Annotated in this window: 7 protein-coding genes; 1 reads left to right on the top strand and 6 read right to left on the bottom strand. The window is 75.6% G+C overall.

The annotated features are described in order from the left end of the window. Position 1: 1 nt before the first annotated feature. The 3 genes from ACFVTF_RS37370 to ACFVTF_RS37380 all read right to left on the bottom strand — a co-directional run bounded on the left by ACFVTF_RS37370 (position 2) and on the right by ACFVTF_RS37380 (position 7109). Positions 2 to 3229, bottom strand: coding sequence for a UvrD-helicase domain-containing protein (locus tag ACFVTF_RS37370; protein ID WP_387818620.1), 3228 nt, complete (start codon positions 3227 to 3229; stop codon positions 2 to 4). 32 nt (positions 3230 to 3261) lie between these two features. Next, on the bottom strand, positions 3262 to 6579 hold the full coding sequence (locus ACFVTF_RS37375) for an ATP-dependent helicase (RefSeq protein ID WP_387818622.1): 3318 nt from the start codon (positions 6577 to 6579) through the stop codon (positions 3262 to 3264). Between the two features lie 167 nt (positions 6580 to 6746). Beyond that, on the bottom strand, positions 6747 to 7109 hold the full coding sequence (locus tag ACFVTF_RS37380; protein WP_387818624.1) for an MGMT family protein: 363 nt from the start codon (positions 7107 to 7109) through the stop codon (positions 6747 to 6749). Between the two features lie 134 nt (positions 7110 to 7243). On the opposite strand from ACFVTF_RS37380, the gene ACFVTF_RS37385 reads away from it, so the two are divergent. Beyond that, entirely contained in the window at positions 7244 to 10000 is a 2757-nt protein-coding gene (locus tag ACFVTF_RS37385) for a flippase-like domain-containing protein (RefSeq protein ID WP_387818626.1), read from the top strand. A gap of 74 nt (positions 10001 to 10074) precedes the next feature. On the opposite strand, the gene moeZ is transcribed toward ACFVTF_RS37385, so the two are convergent. The 3 genes from moeZ to ACFVTF_RS37400 form a co-directional block, all read right to left on the bottom strand. After that, a complete protein-coding gene (gene moeZ, locus ACFVTF_RS37390; RefSeq protein WP_350879883.1) occupies positions 10075 to 11253 on the bottom strand; it encodes an adenylyltransferase/sulfurtransferase MoeZ in 1179 nt (392 codons plus the stop codon). A 228-nt stretch (positions 11254 to 11481) separates the two neighbouring features. Continuing rightward, complete coding sequence (locus ACFVTF_RS37395; protein WP_387818628.1) at positions 11482 to 12471, bottom strand: NAD-dependent epimerase/dehydratase family protein; 990 nt, start codon at positions 12469 to 12471, stop codon at positions 11482 to 11484. Positions 12472 to 12589: 118 nt separating this feature from the next. Continuing rightward, entirely contained in the window at positions 12590 to 13651 is a 1062-nt protein-coding gene (locus tag ACFVTF_RS37400) for a hypothetical protein (protein WP_387818630.1), read from the bottom strand. Between the last annotated feature and the right edge of the window lie 148 nt (positions 13652 to 13799).

Here is a 13799-nt window from a genome sequence, read left to right on the forward strand (position 1 = left end):
CTCATTCTTCACTGTTCCCGATCAGGAGCCGTTCCAACTCTTTTCGGTCAGGAAGTCCTGTCGGACGGACGATCCGCCCGCTGCGGACGTACAGGAAGGAAGCCGTGACCTGCTCCGGCGGAACGCCCGCCTGCTCGGCCCAGGCGATCCGGTAGACCGCGAGCTGCAACGGGTCGGCGGTCTCCTCGCGGTGGGTCTTCCAGTCCACCACTTCGTAGCGTGACGCGCCACCGGTTACTGACGTCACGTCACCGTCCCGGTAGACCGCGTCGATCCGGCCGCGCACCACCCGCCCCCCGAGCACCAGCTGGAACGGCGCCTCCACCCGGTGCGGCCGGCGCTGGGCGTACGGGGTGCGCAGGAACGCCTCCTTGAGCTGCTCCAGGTCCTGCTCGTCCTCGATGCCGTCGTCGTCCGCGCCGGGCAGCGTGCCCGGCTCGATCAGCAGCAGCGGTTCGATCCGGGACTGCACCCAGGCGTGGAAGCGGGTGCCCCGCCGGGCGGCCGGCTGCGGCGGGCGCGGCATCGGCCGGGCCAGGTCGCGCGCGAAGCCGTCCGGGTCGGCGGCCAGGCGCAGCAGTTGGGTGGCGGACAGCGCTGCGGGCAGCGGCACGTCGCGGGCGGTGCGCCGGGAGCGCTCCAACTCGCCCAGCAGCGCGGTGAGGTCGCGGTCCCAGGAGGCCGCCTGGCGCTGGTCCTCGGCGGACAGCGGCTCGGGTTCGGGGGCGGGCGCGCCGGCCAGCCGGGCGTGCACCACCTCGGCGACCCGGCGGCGGGCCAGCTGGGCGGCCGGGTCCAGCGGCAGCGGCCAGGGGTGCTCGACGGGGGCGGCCAGCGCCGGGTTCTCGGCGCCCTTCTCCGGCTGCTCGGCCCAGTGCTCGACCTCCCCGGCGCCGGGCCGCTCGCAGTGCTCGCGCAGCTGCTCCAGGAAGGCGGACGGGCCGCGGACGGTCTTCTGGCTGGGCCCCCACCAGTGCCCGGAGGCCAGCAGCAGCGTGCGCGGGCGGGTGAACGCGACGTAGCCCAGGCGCAGTTCCTCGGTGCCGGAGTGCTCGGCCAGCTGCCGCTTGAACGCGGTCATGGCCTTGCCGTCCCACCCGCCGCGCACGTCGGGCAGGGTGTCCGCGTCGCCGCGCAGGGCGTGCGGGAGCACCCGCTTGCTGCTGGTCCAGCGCTCGCGCGAGGTGGTGGACGGGAACGAGCCCTTGACCAGGCCGGGGACGGCGACGACGTCCCACTCCAGGCCCTTGGACTTGTGCGCGGTGAGCACCTTCACGGTGTCCTCGCCGCCGGGCAGGCTGCTGTCCAGGCCGCGCTCGTACTCCTGGGCGGCGCGCAGGAAGCCGAGGAAGGCGGCCAGGCCGGGGTCGCCGTCGAGGTCGGCGAAGGAGGCGGCGACGTCCAGGAAGGCGTGCAGGGTCTCGCGCCGCCGGGCGGCCAGCGCCTGCGGGGAGGCGGCGAGTTCGACCTCCAGGCCGGTGACGGCCAGCACCCGGTGCAGCACGTCCATCAGCGGGTCGGCGAGCGAGCGGCGCAGGTCGCGCAGCTCCTGGCCGAGGCGGGCCAGGCGGATCCTGGCCTCGGCGGAGAAGGGCAGCTCGTCGGGCTGCTCCGCGTCGAGGAAGGTCTCCACCGCGTCGGCGAGCGAGACCACCTCGGTGGGGTCGGCCTCGGCGACGGCCGCCGTCAGCGCCTCCACGCCCTCGGGCCGGTCGGTGCGCACCAGGTCGGCGGCCCGGCGCCCGAGCAGGGCGAGGTCGCGCGGGCCGATCCGCCAGCGCGGGCCGATCAGCAGGCGCACCAGCGCGGCGTTGGCGGTCGGGTCCTGGAGCACCTCGCAGACCGCCACCAGGTCGGCCACCTCGGGAAGTTGCAGCAGCCCGCCCAGGCCCACCACCTCGACCGGCACCTCGCGGGCGACCAGGGCGGCGTGGATGTCCGGGAAGGCCGCGCCGCCGCGGCACAGCACGGCGATCCGGCCGGGCGCGGTGCCGGTGCGCACCAGGTGGGCGATCGAGTCGGCGAGCCAGTCGACCTCCTCGGCGTGGGTGGGCAGCAGCGCCGCCCGCGCGTAGCCGTCCTGCTCGGCGCCGGGGGCCGGGCGCAGCGCCTCGACGCCCTCGTGCATGGCCCGCAGCGGCGCGGCGAGTTCGTTGGCGAAGGCGAGCAGCCGCCCGCCGCTGCGGCGGTTCTCGCTGAGCGCGTAGCGGGCGGCGGGGCGGCCGTCGGCCTTCGGGAAGTGCCGGGGGAACTCGTCGAGGTTGGCGACGGAGGCGCCGCGCCAGCCGTAGATCGCCTGGCAGGGGTCGCCGACGGCGGTGACGGGGTGGCCGCCGACGGGGTGGCCGCCGCCGGGGCCCCCGGGGCCGGCGCCGAACAGGCCGGCCAGCATCAGCCGCTGGGCGACCGAGGTGTCCTGGTACTCGTCGAGCAGCACGACCCGGAACTGGCCGCGGAGCAGCGCGCCGACCTCGGGCCGCTGCTGGGCGAGCCGGGCGGCGGCGGCTATCTGGTCGCCGAAGTCCATCAGCCCGGCGGCGTGCTTGCGGCGCCGGTAGTCCTCGACCAGGCGCAGCAGCTCCAGCCGGGCCCGGGCGGTGGCGGGGACGGCCCGCAGGTCGTCGTTGGTGAGCTTGACGGTGGCGAGGGTGTCCAGCAGGTCCTCGTCGTGGGCGCGCAGGGTGTCCGGCTCGACCAGGTGCTCGGCGAGTTCGCCGTCCAGGGCGATCAGGTCGGCGACCAGGTTGGCGAAGGTGCCGGTGAGCGCGGGGAACGGGCCGCGGGCGGTGCGCAGCACCTTGGCGGCGAGCTGGAAGCGGGTGGCGTCGGCGAGCAGCCGCACGTCGGGCTCGATGCCGATCCGCAGGCCGTGCTCCTTGAGCAGCCGGCCGGCGAAGGCGTGGTAGGTGGAGATCTCCGGTTCGCCGAGCGGCTCCGCGTCGTCCTCCCCGGCCACTCCGGCCCGCAGCAGGGCGGTGCGCACGCGTTCGGCGAGTTCGCCGGCGGCCTTGTTGGTGAAGGTGAGGCCGAGCACCTCCTCGGGCCGGACGGCGCCGGAGCCGACCAGCCAGACCACCCGGGCGGCCATCACCGTGGTCTTGCCGGAGCCGGCGCCGGCCACGATCACGGCCGGTTCCAGGGGGGCGCCGATGGCCGCCATCTGCTCCCGGTTGAACGGGATGCCCAGCAGCTCCTTGAGCTGGTCGGGATGGCTGAGCACGGCGGTCACCCCGCAACGTTAACCGGAGCGGCGGACAACCTTCACTCGACGAGTTGCGCCCCGTCCCGCTGGGCGGAGCAGCTGCGGCGGAAGGTGCAGCGGTCGCAGCCGCCGCCGGTCTGCGGGACGAAGCGCTCGGCGAGGACCCGGCCGGCCGCGTCGGCGAGCAGGTTCTCGATCCACGGCTCGCCCTCCGGCGGGTCCTGCCGCTGCACCTTGGGGGCGTCCTGGGCGGCCTTGGCGGCGGGCTCGCGCAGGTGGACGAGTTCGGCGCCGCCGGTGGCCGGGGGGCGGTCGGCGAAGCCGGGCAGCTCGTTGAGGGCTCCGGCGCGGACGGCGAGCTGGTAGACGGCGAGCTGCTTGTGCTCGGGCAGCGACCTGTCGGTGGGGATCTGCTTGCCGGTCTTGAAGTCGACGACGTAGGCGCGCCCGGCCGCGTCCTTCTCGACCCGGTCCATCGAGCCGCGGATGCGCACCGAGACGCCGCCGGCGTCGAGGGTGACGTCGAAGCCGTGCTCGGTGGCGACGAGGTCGCGGCCGCGTTCCAGCACGTGCCAGTTGAGGAAGCGCTCCAGGGCGGCGCGGGCCTGGGTCTTCTCCTGCTGGGACTTCCAGGGCGCGTCGAAGGCCAGCGCGTCCCAGACGGTGTCCAGGCGTTCCATCAGGACGGCGAGGTCGGCGGGGGTGCGTCCGGAGCCGACCTCGTCGGCGAGCGCGTGCACGACGTTGCCGAAGCCCTGGGCGGCGGAGCCGGGTGCGCGGGCCTTGACCTCCTTGTCCAGGAACCACTGCAGCGAGCAGTTCTCCAGCTGCTCCAGGCCGCTGCCGGACAGCCGCACCGGCAGGTCTGCGCTGCGCAGCGGGTCGGGGGCGGCGGTGGCGTCGGCCAGGCCCCACCAGCGGTCGGGGCGGGCGGCGGGCACCAGCGGCAGGCCCTCGTCGTCGGTGGCGGCGGCGAGCAGGGCGAGCCGTTCGGCGGCGGCCCGGCGCAGTTCGGGCGAGCGGGCCGGGTCGACGGTGACGGCCCGCAGTTCGGCGACCAGCGCGGCGACGGACAGCGGGCGGCGCGGGCGGTGGGTGACGTCCTCGACGACGACCGGCGGGGTGCGGCGCACGACCCTGCCGGTGCGCGGGTCGACGTCCTCGCGGTAGAGCTCGCGCAGGAAGCGGGAGGGTTCGTCGCCGTCGTCGGCGGGGGCCTTGACGGCGGTGACGATCAGCCGCTCCCGGGCGCGGGTCGCGGCGACGTAGAAGAGCCGGCGCTCCTCGCCGAGCAGGGCGCCCGGGGAGAGCGGTTCGGCGAGGCCGTCGCGGCCGATCCGGTCGGCCTCCAGCAGGGAGCCGCGGCGGCGCAGGTCGGGCCAGAGGCCGTCCTGGACGCCGGCGACGACGACCAGGCGCCACTCCAGGCCCTTGGAGCGGTGGGCGGTCATCAGCCGGACGGCCTCGGGGCGCACGGCCCGGACGGTGAGGGTGTCGGCGGCGATGTCCTGGGCGTCGAGCTCGGCGAGCAGGTCGAGGGCGCCGCGGTGGCCGGTGACCTGTTCCTCGGCGCGGGCGGCGGTCTCGAACAGGGCGCACAGCGCGTCGAGGTCGCGGTCGGCGTTGCGGCCGGCGGCGCCGCCGCGCAGGGCGGCCCGTTCCAGGCGCTCGCGCCAGCGGCGGCTGCCGTCCCACAGCTCCCAGAGCGCCTCCTCGGCGGTGCAGCCGCCGGCGAGGCGTTCGCGGACCTTGCGCAGCAGGGTGCCGAGGTCGCGGGCCCGGCGGGCGTGGGCGGGGTCGAGGGCGATCAGCCGCTCGGGTTCGGCGAGGGCCTCGCGCAGCAGGTCGCCGGCCGGGCGGGGGGCTGCCGGGTCGCCGTCGGCGCGCAGGGCGGCGCGTTCCTCCTCGCGCAGGGCGCGGCCGAGGCGGCGCAGGTCGGAGCCGTCGAGGCCGCCGAGCGGGCCGGTGAGCAGGGCGTGGGCGAGGTCGGTGGTGAGCGGGTCGGGTGCGTCGGGGTCGCCGTGCCGGTCGCGGGCGGCCTGTTCGGCGCAGACCCGCAGGGCGAGCAGCAGGTGGGCGACGGCCGGCTCCTCGCGCAGCGGCAGGTCGTCGCCGTCGATCTCCAGCGGGACGCCGGCCGCGCTGAGCGCCCGCCGTACACCGGGGATGGAGCGGGCGCCGGCCCGGACCAGGACGGCCATCTCGCCCCAGGGCACGCCGTCCTCCAGGTGGGCGCGGCGCAGCAGGTCGGCGATCGAGTCGAGTTCGGCGCCGGGGGTGGGGTAGGTGTAGACCTCGGCCCGGCCGCCCTCGCGGGAGGGCAGCAGCGCGCGGTGCTGGGCGAGCTTGTCGGCGGGCAGCCGGCCCATCGGCATCCGCCGGGCGAGTTCCCGGGAGGCGGCGAGCAGGACGGCGCCGGAGCGGCGGGAGACGCGCAGCACCTTGACGTCGGCGGGTTCGCCGTCGGCCCGGCGGAAGGTCTGCGGGAAGTCGAGGATGCCGTTGATGTCGGCGCCGCGGAAGGCGTAGATCGACTGGTCGGGGTCGCCGACCGCGACGAGTTCGCGGCCGCCGCCGGCCAGCTGGCGCAGCAGCCGGACCTGGGAGGGGTCAGTGTCCTGGTACTCGTCGACGAACACCACCTCGTAGCGCCGCCGCAGTTGCTCGGCGACCTCGGGGCGTTCGGCGAGCAGGACGGCCCGGTGGACGAGTTCGGCGTAGTCGAGGACGCCGCGCAGGTCGAGCACGTCGAGGTAGTCGGCGAGGAAGTGCGCGGCGGCGGCCCAGTCGGGGCGCTGGACGCCCTGGGCGAAGCGCTCCAGTTCGGCTTCGCCCAGGCCCAGCTCGCGGCTGCGGGCGAGGACGGCGCGGACCTCGTCGGCGAAGCCGCGGGTGGTCAGGCAGGCCCGCAGGTCGAGCGGCCAGTGGATCCGGGAGCTGCCGAGTTTCGCGTCCTCGGCGCCGCCGGCCAGCAGTTCGCGGACCATGACGTCCTGCTCGGGGCCGGAGAGCAGCCGCAGCGGTTCGGCGTAGTCCTGCGGGTCCTGGTGGGCGCGCAGCAGGGCGTAGCTGAAGGAGTGGAAGGTGGTGGCCTGGGGGGCGGCCGAGGAGGAGCCGAGCCGGGCGGACATCCGGTCGCGCAGTTCCGTCGCGGCCTTGCGGCTGAAGGTGAGGACGAGGATGCGCTCGGGGTCGGTGCCGTTCTCGATCCGCCGGGCGACGGCCTCGACGAGGGTGGTGGTCTTGCCCGTCCCGGGGCCGGCGAGCACCAGCAGCGGCCCGCCGGCGTGCTCGACCACGGCGCGCTGGTACTCGTCCAGCACGGGTGGGGCGGGCTGGACGAGCGGGCTGCGCACGAGCCGGTACGGGGAACTCACGGAGGCGGATCCTGGGGTTGTGCTGGAGGCGTGGCCGGGCGGGCCCGCCGGGGCCCGCCCGTATCGAGCCTACGATCCTGCCCCGTCATTCCCGTCGGCGCGGCGGTTTCGCGGCATCCCGCGGCGGCCCGGTCCGCGGCGGCCTCGTCACGCGTTCCGCGGCGGCCTCATCGCTCGGCGCCCGGCTCCCGCCCGTCCCAGCGGGCCCGCCGCAGGTCGACCCGGGGCGGGTCGGCGAGTTCGCGCAGCGGGGTGCCCTCCTCGCCGTAGTGGGCGAGGGCGCGGTGCTCGTGCCCGGGCAGGAAGCGGCCGTCGGCGCGGATGACCCGCCACCAGGGGACCGAGCCGCCGTACAGGGCCATCACCCGGCCGACCTGCCGGGGGCCGCCCTGGCCGAGGTACTCGGCAACGTCCCCGTAGGTCATCACTCTGCCGGGTGGAATCCGCTCGGTCAGGTCGAGCACCAGTTCGGCGAAGGGCGGCAGGGTGTCCGGGAGGCCGTCGTCTGTTACGTCCGTCACCTGCGGCATTCTTCCGCACGGGGGCGCACCCGCGGCCCCGTACGAAAGATCCGCCGCGCCCGATCCGGCCCCTGTCCAGCACGGGGCGCCGAGGCATGCCACCATCTTCGGGGCGGTGAGTGGTGATACGAGGACAAGACCAGATGACCGGGACGGCTGACGTGGGTGTGGACGAGGACTCCGACGAGTCCGCCGCCGCCGTGCCCTCGGCTCCCGGTGGCGGGCCCGCGACCGGGCCCACGCCGGAAGTCTCCCTGATCAAGGACCTGACGATCAAGACCCCCGCGCCCGCCGAGGCCTCCGAAGAACCCGCCGAACCCTCCGGAGCCGCCGAGGCCCCCGGGGAACCGGCCATCCCGGGGCCGGCCGCCGCCGAACCGCCGGCCCGGCGCCCGCTGCCCGACTACCACGACCCGCTGGACGGCACCCCGCACCTGGACGTCGACGAGCCCCTGCTCGCCGCCCGGGCGCACCGCCCGTCCGACCTGATCCGCTTCCTGGCCGGCGTCTTCGGCATAGTCGCCGTCTTCGTGCTGGCGGGCATCGCCACCTCGACCACCACCGGCATCGAACAGGACATCGCCACCAACGCGCCGCACTTCTCCGCGGTGCTCTCCACGATCACCGGCCTGCTCTCCAGCGTCGCGGTGCTCGCCGTGCCGCTGGCCTTCGCGGTCGAGCGGCTGATCAAACGCGACGGCCTGCGGGTCGCCGACGGCGTGCTCGCCTCGGTGCTCGCCTACGGCGTCTCGCTGGGCATCGACTGGTGGGTGGCCGAAGGCGCCTCCGACCACATCCGGGACGCGCTGACCAGGCTGCCGATGGACAGCAACGGCACCCTCACCGACCCGGTGCACGGCTACCTCGCCCCGGTGATCGCCTACATGACCGCGGTCGGCATGTCGAGCCGCCCCCGGTGGCGGGTCGCCCTGTGGGTGGTGGTGGTCTTCAGCGGGATCACCGAACTGCTCGGCGGCTACACCACCCCGCTGTCGCTGCTGCTCACCGTCCTGATCGGCTGGTCCGTCGCGTACGGCACGCTGTACGCGATCGGCTCCCCGAACATCCGGCCCACCGGCCAGCACCTGATGATCGGCCTGCGCAAGGTCGGCTTCACCCCGGAGAGCGCCCACCGCGCCCCGGACGCGCCCGGCGGCACCCGCCGCTACTACGTCACCCAGCAGAGCGGCCCGCCGCTGGACGTCCACATCATCGACCGCGAGCAGCAGGCCTCCGGCTTCTTCTACCGGGCCTGGCGGCGGCTGCGGCTGCGCTCGGTGGCGGTGCGCCGCAGCCCGCAGTCGCTGCGCCAGGCGCTGGAGCAGGAGGCCCTGATCGCCTACGCGGCGGCCGCCTCGGGCGCCCGCGCGCCGCAGCTGGTCGCCACCTCCGAGCTGGGTCCGGACGCCGCGATCCTGGTCTACGGCAAGGTCGAGGGCCGCATCCTGGACGAGCTCTCCGACGAGGAGGTCACCGACCAGGTGATGGCCTCGCTCTGGGAGTCGGTGGCGGCCCTGCACGAGCGCCGGATCGCCCACCGCCGGCTGACCGGCGAGTCGCTGCTGGTGGTGGACGAGAAGACGGCCTGCCTGGTCAACCTCTCCGGCGGCGACATCGCCGCCACCGACCTGACGCTGCGCATCGACGTCGCCCAGCTGGTCACCACCTTCGCGCTGCGGATCGGCCCGGAGCGGGCCGTCGCCACCGCCAACGCGGTGCTCGGCGCCGACCGGGTCGCCCAGGCCCTGCCGCTGCTCCAGCCGGTCGGGATGAGCCGCTCCACCAGGGTCGACCTCGCGCGGCTCACCAAGGAGCGCAAGACCGTCGCCCGGGCCAGGGCGCTGGAGCAGGTCGCGGCCGGCGAGCGCACCCAGCAGCAGGCCGAGGAGGACATCGCGGTGGCCGGCGAGGACCTGCTGAGCCGCATCCGCGGCCAGATCCTCCAGATCGCCCCCGAGGCCCCGATGGAGCCGGCCAAGCTGGAGCGGCTGAAGCCGAAGAGCCTGATCATGGTGATCGCGCTCACCTTCGCCGCCTACCTGGCGCTGACCACCATCAAGCCGGCCCAGCTCAAGCTCTCCCAGATGGACTGGGTCTGGGCGGCGGCGGCCCTGCTGGCGGCCGCGTTCAGCTACGTCGCCGCCGCGATGAGCCTCACCGGCTTCGTCCCGGAGAAGCTGCCGTTCCGGCGCACCGTCGCGGCCCAGCTGGCCGGCTCCTTCGTCAAGCTGGTCGCGCCCGCCGCGATCGGCGGCATCGCGCTCAACACCCGCTACCTGCAGAAGGCCGGGATCCGCTCCGGCCAGGCGGTGGCCTCGGTCGGCGCCTCCCAGCTGGCCGGCCTGGCCGGGCACCTGCTGCTGCTGTTCAGCTTCGGCCTGATCACCGGCAGCCAGACCAACGGCGACCTGTCCGCCTCCCGCGCGGTGATCATCGGCGTGCTGACCGCCGCCGTGCTCGCCCTGGTGGTGGCGGCGGTCGCGCCGCTGCGCCGGTTCGTGCTGGGCCGGCTGCGCTCGCTGTTCTTCGGCGTGGTGCCGCGGATGCTCGACCTGATGCAGACGCCCAGCAAGCTGGTCACCGGCTTCGGCGGCATCCTGCTGCTGACCCTGTCCTTCACCGCCTGCCTGGACGCCTCGGTGCAGGCCTTCGGCGGCGACGTCAGCTTCTCGGCGGTCGCGGTGGTCTTCCTGACCGCCAACGCGGCCGGCTCGGCGATCCCCACCCCGGGCGGCATCGGCCCGGTCGAGGTCGCCCTGATCGGCGCCCTGACGGTCGCGGACGTGTCGCCGGCGGTCGCCACCCCGGCGGTCTTCCTCTACCGGGCGCTCACCTTCTGGCTGCCGGTGCTGCCGGGCTGGATCTCCTACAACGTGCTGCAGCGCCGCGGCGCGCTCTGACGTCCACCGGACACGCGGAAGGGCCCGCCGAGGCGGGCCCTTCCGATACGTTCCGGCGTCTACGTTCCGGCGTCCTAGTAGACGGGCTTGTGCGGCTCGATCTGGCTGACCCAGCCGAGCACGCCGCCGCCCAGGTGGACGGCGTTGGCGAAGCCGGCCGCCTTGACCACGGCCAGCACCTCGGCCGAGCGCACGCCCGACTTGCAGTGCAGCACGATCTTGCGGTCCTGCGGCAGCTTCTCCAGGGCGTCGCCCATGAGGAACTCGTTCTTCGGGATCAGCACCGCGCCGGGGATGTTGACGATCTCGTACTCGCCGGGCTCGCGGACGTCGATCAGGAAGATGTCCTCCTCGTCGTCCTGCCACTGCTTGAGCTGCGCCGAGGTGACGGTCGAGCCGGCGGCGGCGGCCTGCGCCTCCTCCGACACCACGCCGCAGAAGGCCTCGTAGTCGATCAGCTCGGTGACCGTCGGGTGCTCGGAGCAGACGGCGCAGTCCGGGTCCTTGCGGACCTTCACCTGGCGGTAGTTCATCTCCAGGGCGTCGTAGATCATCAGCCGGCCGACCAGCGGGTCGCCCACGCCGGCCAGCAGCTTGATCGCCTCGGTGACCTGGATCGAGCCGATGGACGCGCACAGCACGCCCAGCACGCCGCCCTCGGCGCAGGAGGGGACCATGCCCGCCGGCGGGGCCTCCGGGTAGAGGCAGCGGTAGCAGGGGCCGTGCTCGGCCCAGAACACGCTGGCCTGGCCGTCGAAGCGGTAGATCGAGCCCCACACGTACGGCTTGCCGAGCAGCACCGCGGCGTCGTTCACCAGGTAGCGGGTGGCGAAGTTGTCGGTGCCGTCCACGATCAGGTCGTAGCCGGAGAAGATCTCCATGACGTTGGAGTTGTCGAGGCGCTCCTCGTGGAGGATCACGTCGACGTAGGGGTTGATCTCCTTGACCGAGTCCCGCGCCGACTCCGCCTTGGAGCGGCCCACGTCCGACTGGCCGTGGATGATCTGGCGCTGCAGGTTCGACTCGTCGACCACGTCGAACTCGACGATGCCCAGCGTGCCGACACCGGCCGCGGCCAGGTACATCAGCGCGGGCGAGCCCAGGCCGCCGGCGCCGACGCACAGCACCTTGGCGTTCTTCAGCCGCTTCTGCCCGGCCATGCCCACGTCGGGGATGATCAGGTGGCGGGAGTACCTGCGGACCTCGTCAACGGTGAGCTCGTCGGCCGGCTCGACCAGGGGTGGCAACGACACGGGGACTCCGATGGGTGTCTGGTTCAGGTGGCCTGGGCCAGCCTCATGGTGGTTGCTGCGCCGCCACGCGGGTGGCTCCTAGGCCAACAGTGTCACGCCCCTCCGGTATTCCGAGACAGCTCGTCCGATGGGCGAGACGGCCGGCGTCGGATCGTGGGACCGCCCGCCGGAGCCCGGAAAAGCGCCCCGGGCCTGTGCCGACAGGCCCGGGGCGCTCCCGGTGGCCGCTCAGACCCGGCAGGCCGTCTCCAGCCAGACGTCCCCGAGCGACTCCTCCAGCGGCACCTGTGTCCGCCAGCCGAGACGGTCCCGGGCGGTGCGCACGTCCGCCTGCCGCCACGGCACCGGCTCCCCCGCCGCGACCCGGCCCTCCGGCCGGTGGCCCTCCGCCCGGTGGCCCGGCAGGTGGTGTCCGGGCAGGTGGTCGCCGACCGGGCCGCCGGCCTGCGCGGGCAGCAGGACCTGCCGGTTCTCCTCGACGATCGCCCCCTCGAAGCCGGACGCCCGGACCAGCAGCTGGGCCGCGTCCCGGGCCCGGACGGCGTGCCCGCTGCCGATGTTGACCACCCCGGTGGCGGCCGACACCGCCGCCGCCTGGATCGCCCGCGCGACGTCCCGCACGTCCACGAAATCCCGGTATCCGGACAGGTCCGGCATCCGCACCTGGGCCTCGTCCCGCTCCAGCGCCCGCCGCAGCCCCTCCGCGAGCCGCCCGAACAGCGAGGCGGTCGGCGCCCCCGGGCCCACCACGTCGAACACCCGCAGCACCGCCGCGTCCAGGCCCGACGCCAGCACCAGCTCCGTCCCGGCCAGCTTGGACACCCCGTACGGGCCGACCGGCCGCGGCTCGGCCTGCTCCGACACCGGCACCCCGCCCGGCACCGGGCCGTACTCGGCGGCCGAGCCGACGTGCACCAGCCGGGCCGGCTCCCGGCTGCGCCGGATCGCCTCGCAGACGGTGGCGACGGCCAGCGTGTTCGACCGGATCAGGGTGCGCGAGCTGCCGTAGGTGGCGCCCGCGCAGTTGATCACCACCTGCGGCGCGACCGCGTCCAGGAACCGGGCCAGCGCGCCCGGGCTTCCGGTGGTCAGGTCGAAGCGGATGTCGGCCGAGTCGCGCCGGCCGAGCACCGTCACCTGCAACTCCTGGTCCATCAGCAGACGATCGGTGACCCGGCGGCCGATGAAACCGTCGGCGCCCAGCAGCAGCACCCTCATCGGGGGCGTCCTTCCACGAAGCGAGGTCGGGGACGACCTGGCGGACTGAAATCAAGAGCGGACTGAGTGAGAGCAACGAGAAGGGGGCGGCACCCGGGGCCGCACCGGCGGGCGGGGCTCAGCGGTGCGAACCCGCCCGGCCGAGCACGGCCCAGGCGTACGCCAGCAGCACCGCGGCGACCGCGCCGCCGCCGAGCAGCCCGGCCGTCGGCCCGGAGCGGCCCAGGGCGAGCAGCCCCAGCACCACGGCGGGCCCGGCCAGCGCCCCCGCCGCCGCGGCCGCCGTCCGGCCGCAGCGGGCCAGCAGCGCGGGCAGCACCAGCAGCAGGCCCAGCACGCCCTGCGCCGCCCACTGCGCGGCGCCGGCCCGTTCGGCCGCCAGGTGCAGCAGGCCCCCGCCGTGGCCCGGCCCGGGGCGCGGTGCGAGGACGGTCAGCACCGCCAGCGCGGCGAAGGTCAGCACCGCGAGCACCGCCAGGTGCAGGGCGACCGCCACCGGGAGCACCGGCCGCATCCGGGACCGGAACTCGGCCAGTGTGGCCGCCGCGCCGAGATGGCCGCGGCCGACCTGCCGGTACCAGCGGGCCGCCCGCTCGGCCGACCCGGCCGACACCGCCCCGGCCAGCACCAGCGCGGCGGTCAGCCGCCGGTCCCCGTCCGCCGCGGCCAGCGGGAGCAGCAGCAGCGCGGCCAGGCCCAGCCCGTGCCCCAACGCCGCCGGGCGCCACCGGGAGCCGGCCCGCCGCGGCGCCCGCGCCGGGCCCAGCCCGTCCGCCGCGCGGCGGGGGCCGGTGTCCGGCGGGCCGGGCTCGGCGGCGGGGTCCGCGGCCAGGGCGGGCACCAGCACCAGCGGGACGGCGGCCGGCAGCAGCACCGGCCAGCGGGCGCCGAGCGCGACCACGGCCGCGCAGGGCAGCGCGGCCAGCGCGGCGGCGGTCAGCGTCGCCCGGGTGGCGGCGGCGCACTCCCGGCCGCGCGGCGGCTCCGGCGCGGGCGGGCGGCGGGGCACCCGCGCGTACAGCTCCTCGGCGAGCGAGAACAGGTCGGCGTGCCGGCAGCGCGCGGCGGCCTGCGGGCCGAGCCCGGCCTCCTCCAGCCCGGCGGCGATCTCCAGCGGGTCGACGGCCCGCTCGCACAGCGCCCGGTGCTCGGCCATCACCTCGCGCACCGGGTCCCCCACCGGGCTCCCGGGGCCGCACGGCGCCGCGCCGCCCGCCATCAGACGGCCTCCGCGAGGGCGCCGGGGCGCTCTTGCGCGCCGGCGTCGCCGCCCCCGTCCTCCGGCCGCTCGGGCCCGGCCGGCCCGGCGTCGTGGCGGCCGCCGGGGC

The organism is Kitasatospora sp. NPDC057940 (genome assembly GCF_042887425.1).
In the GTDB taxonomy this organism is placed as follows: domain Bacteria; phylum Actinomycetota; class Actinomycetes; order Streptomycetales; family Streptomycetaceae; genus Kitasatospora.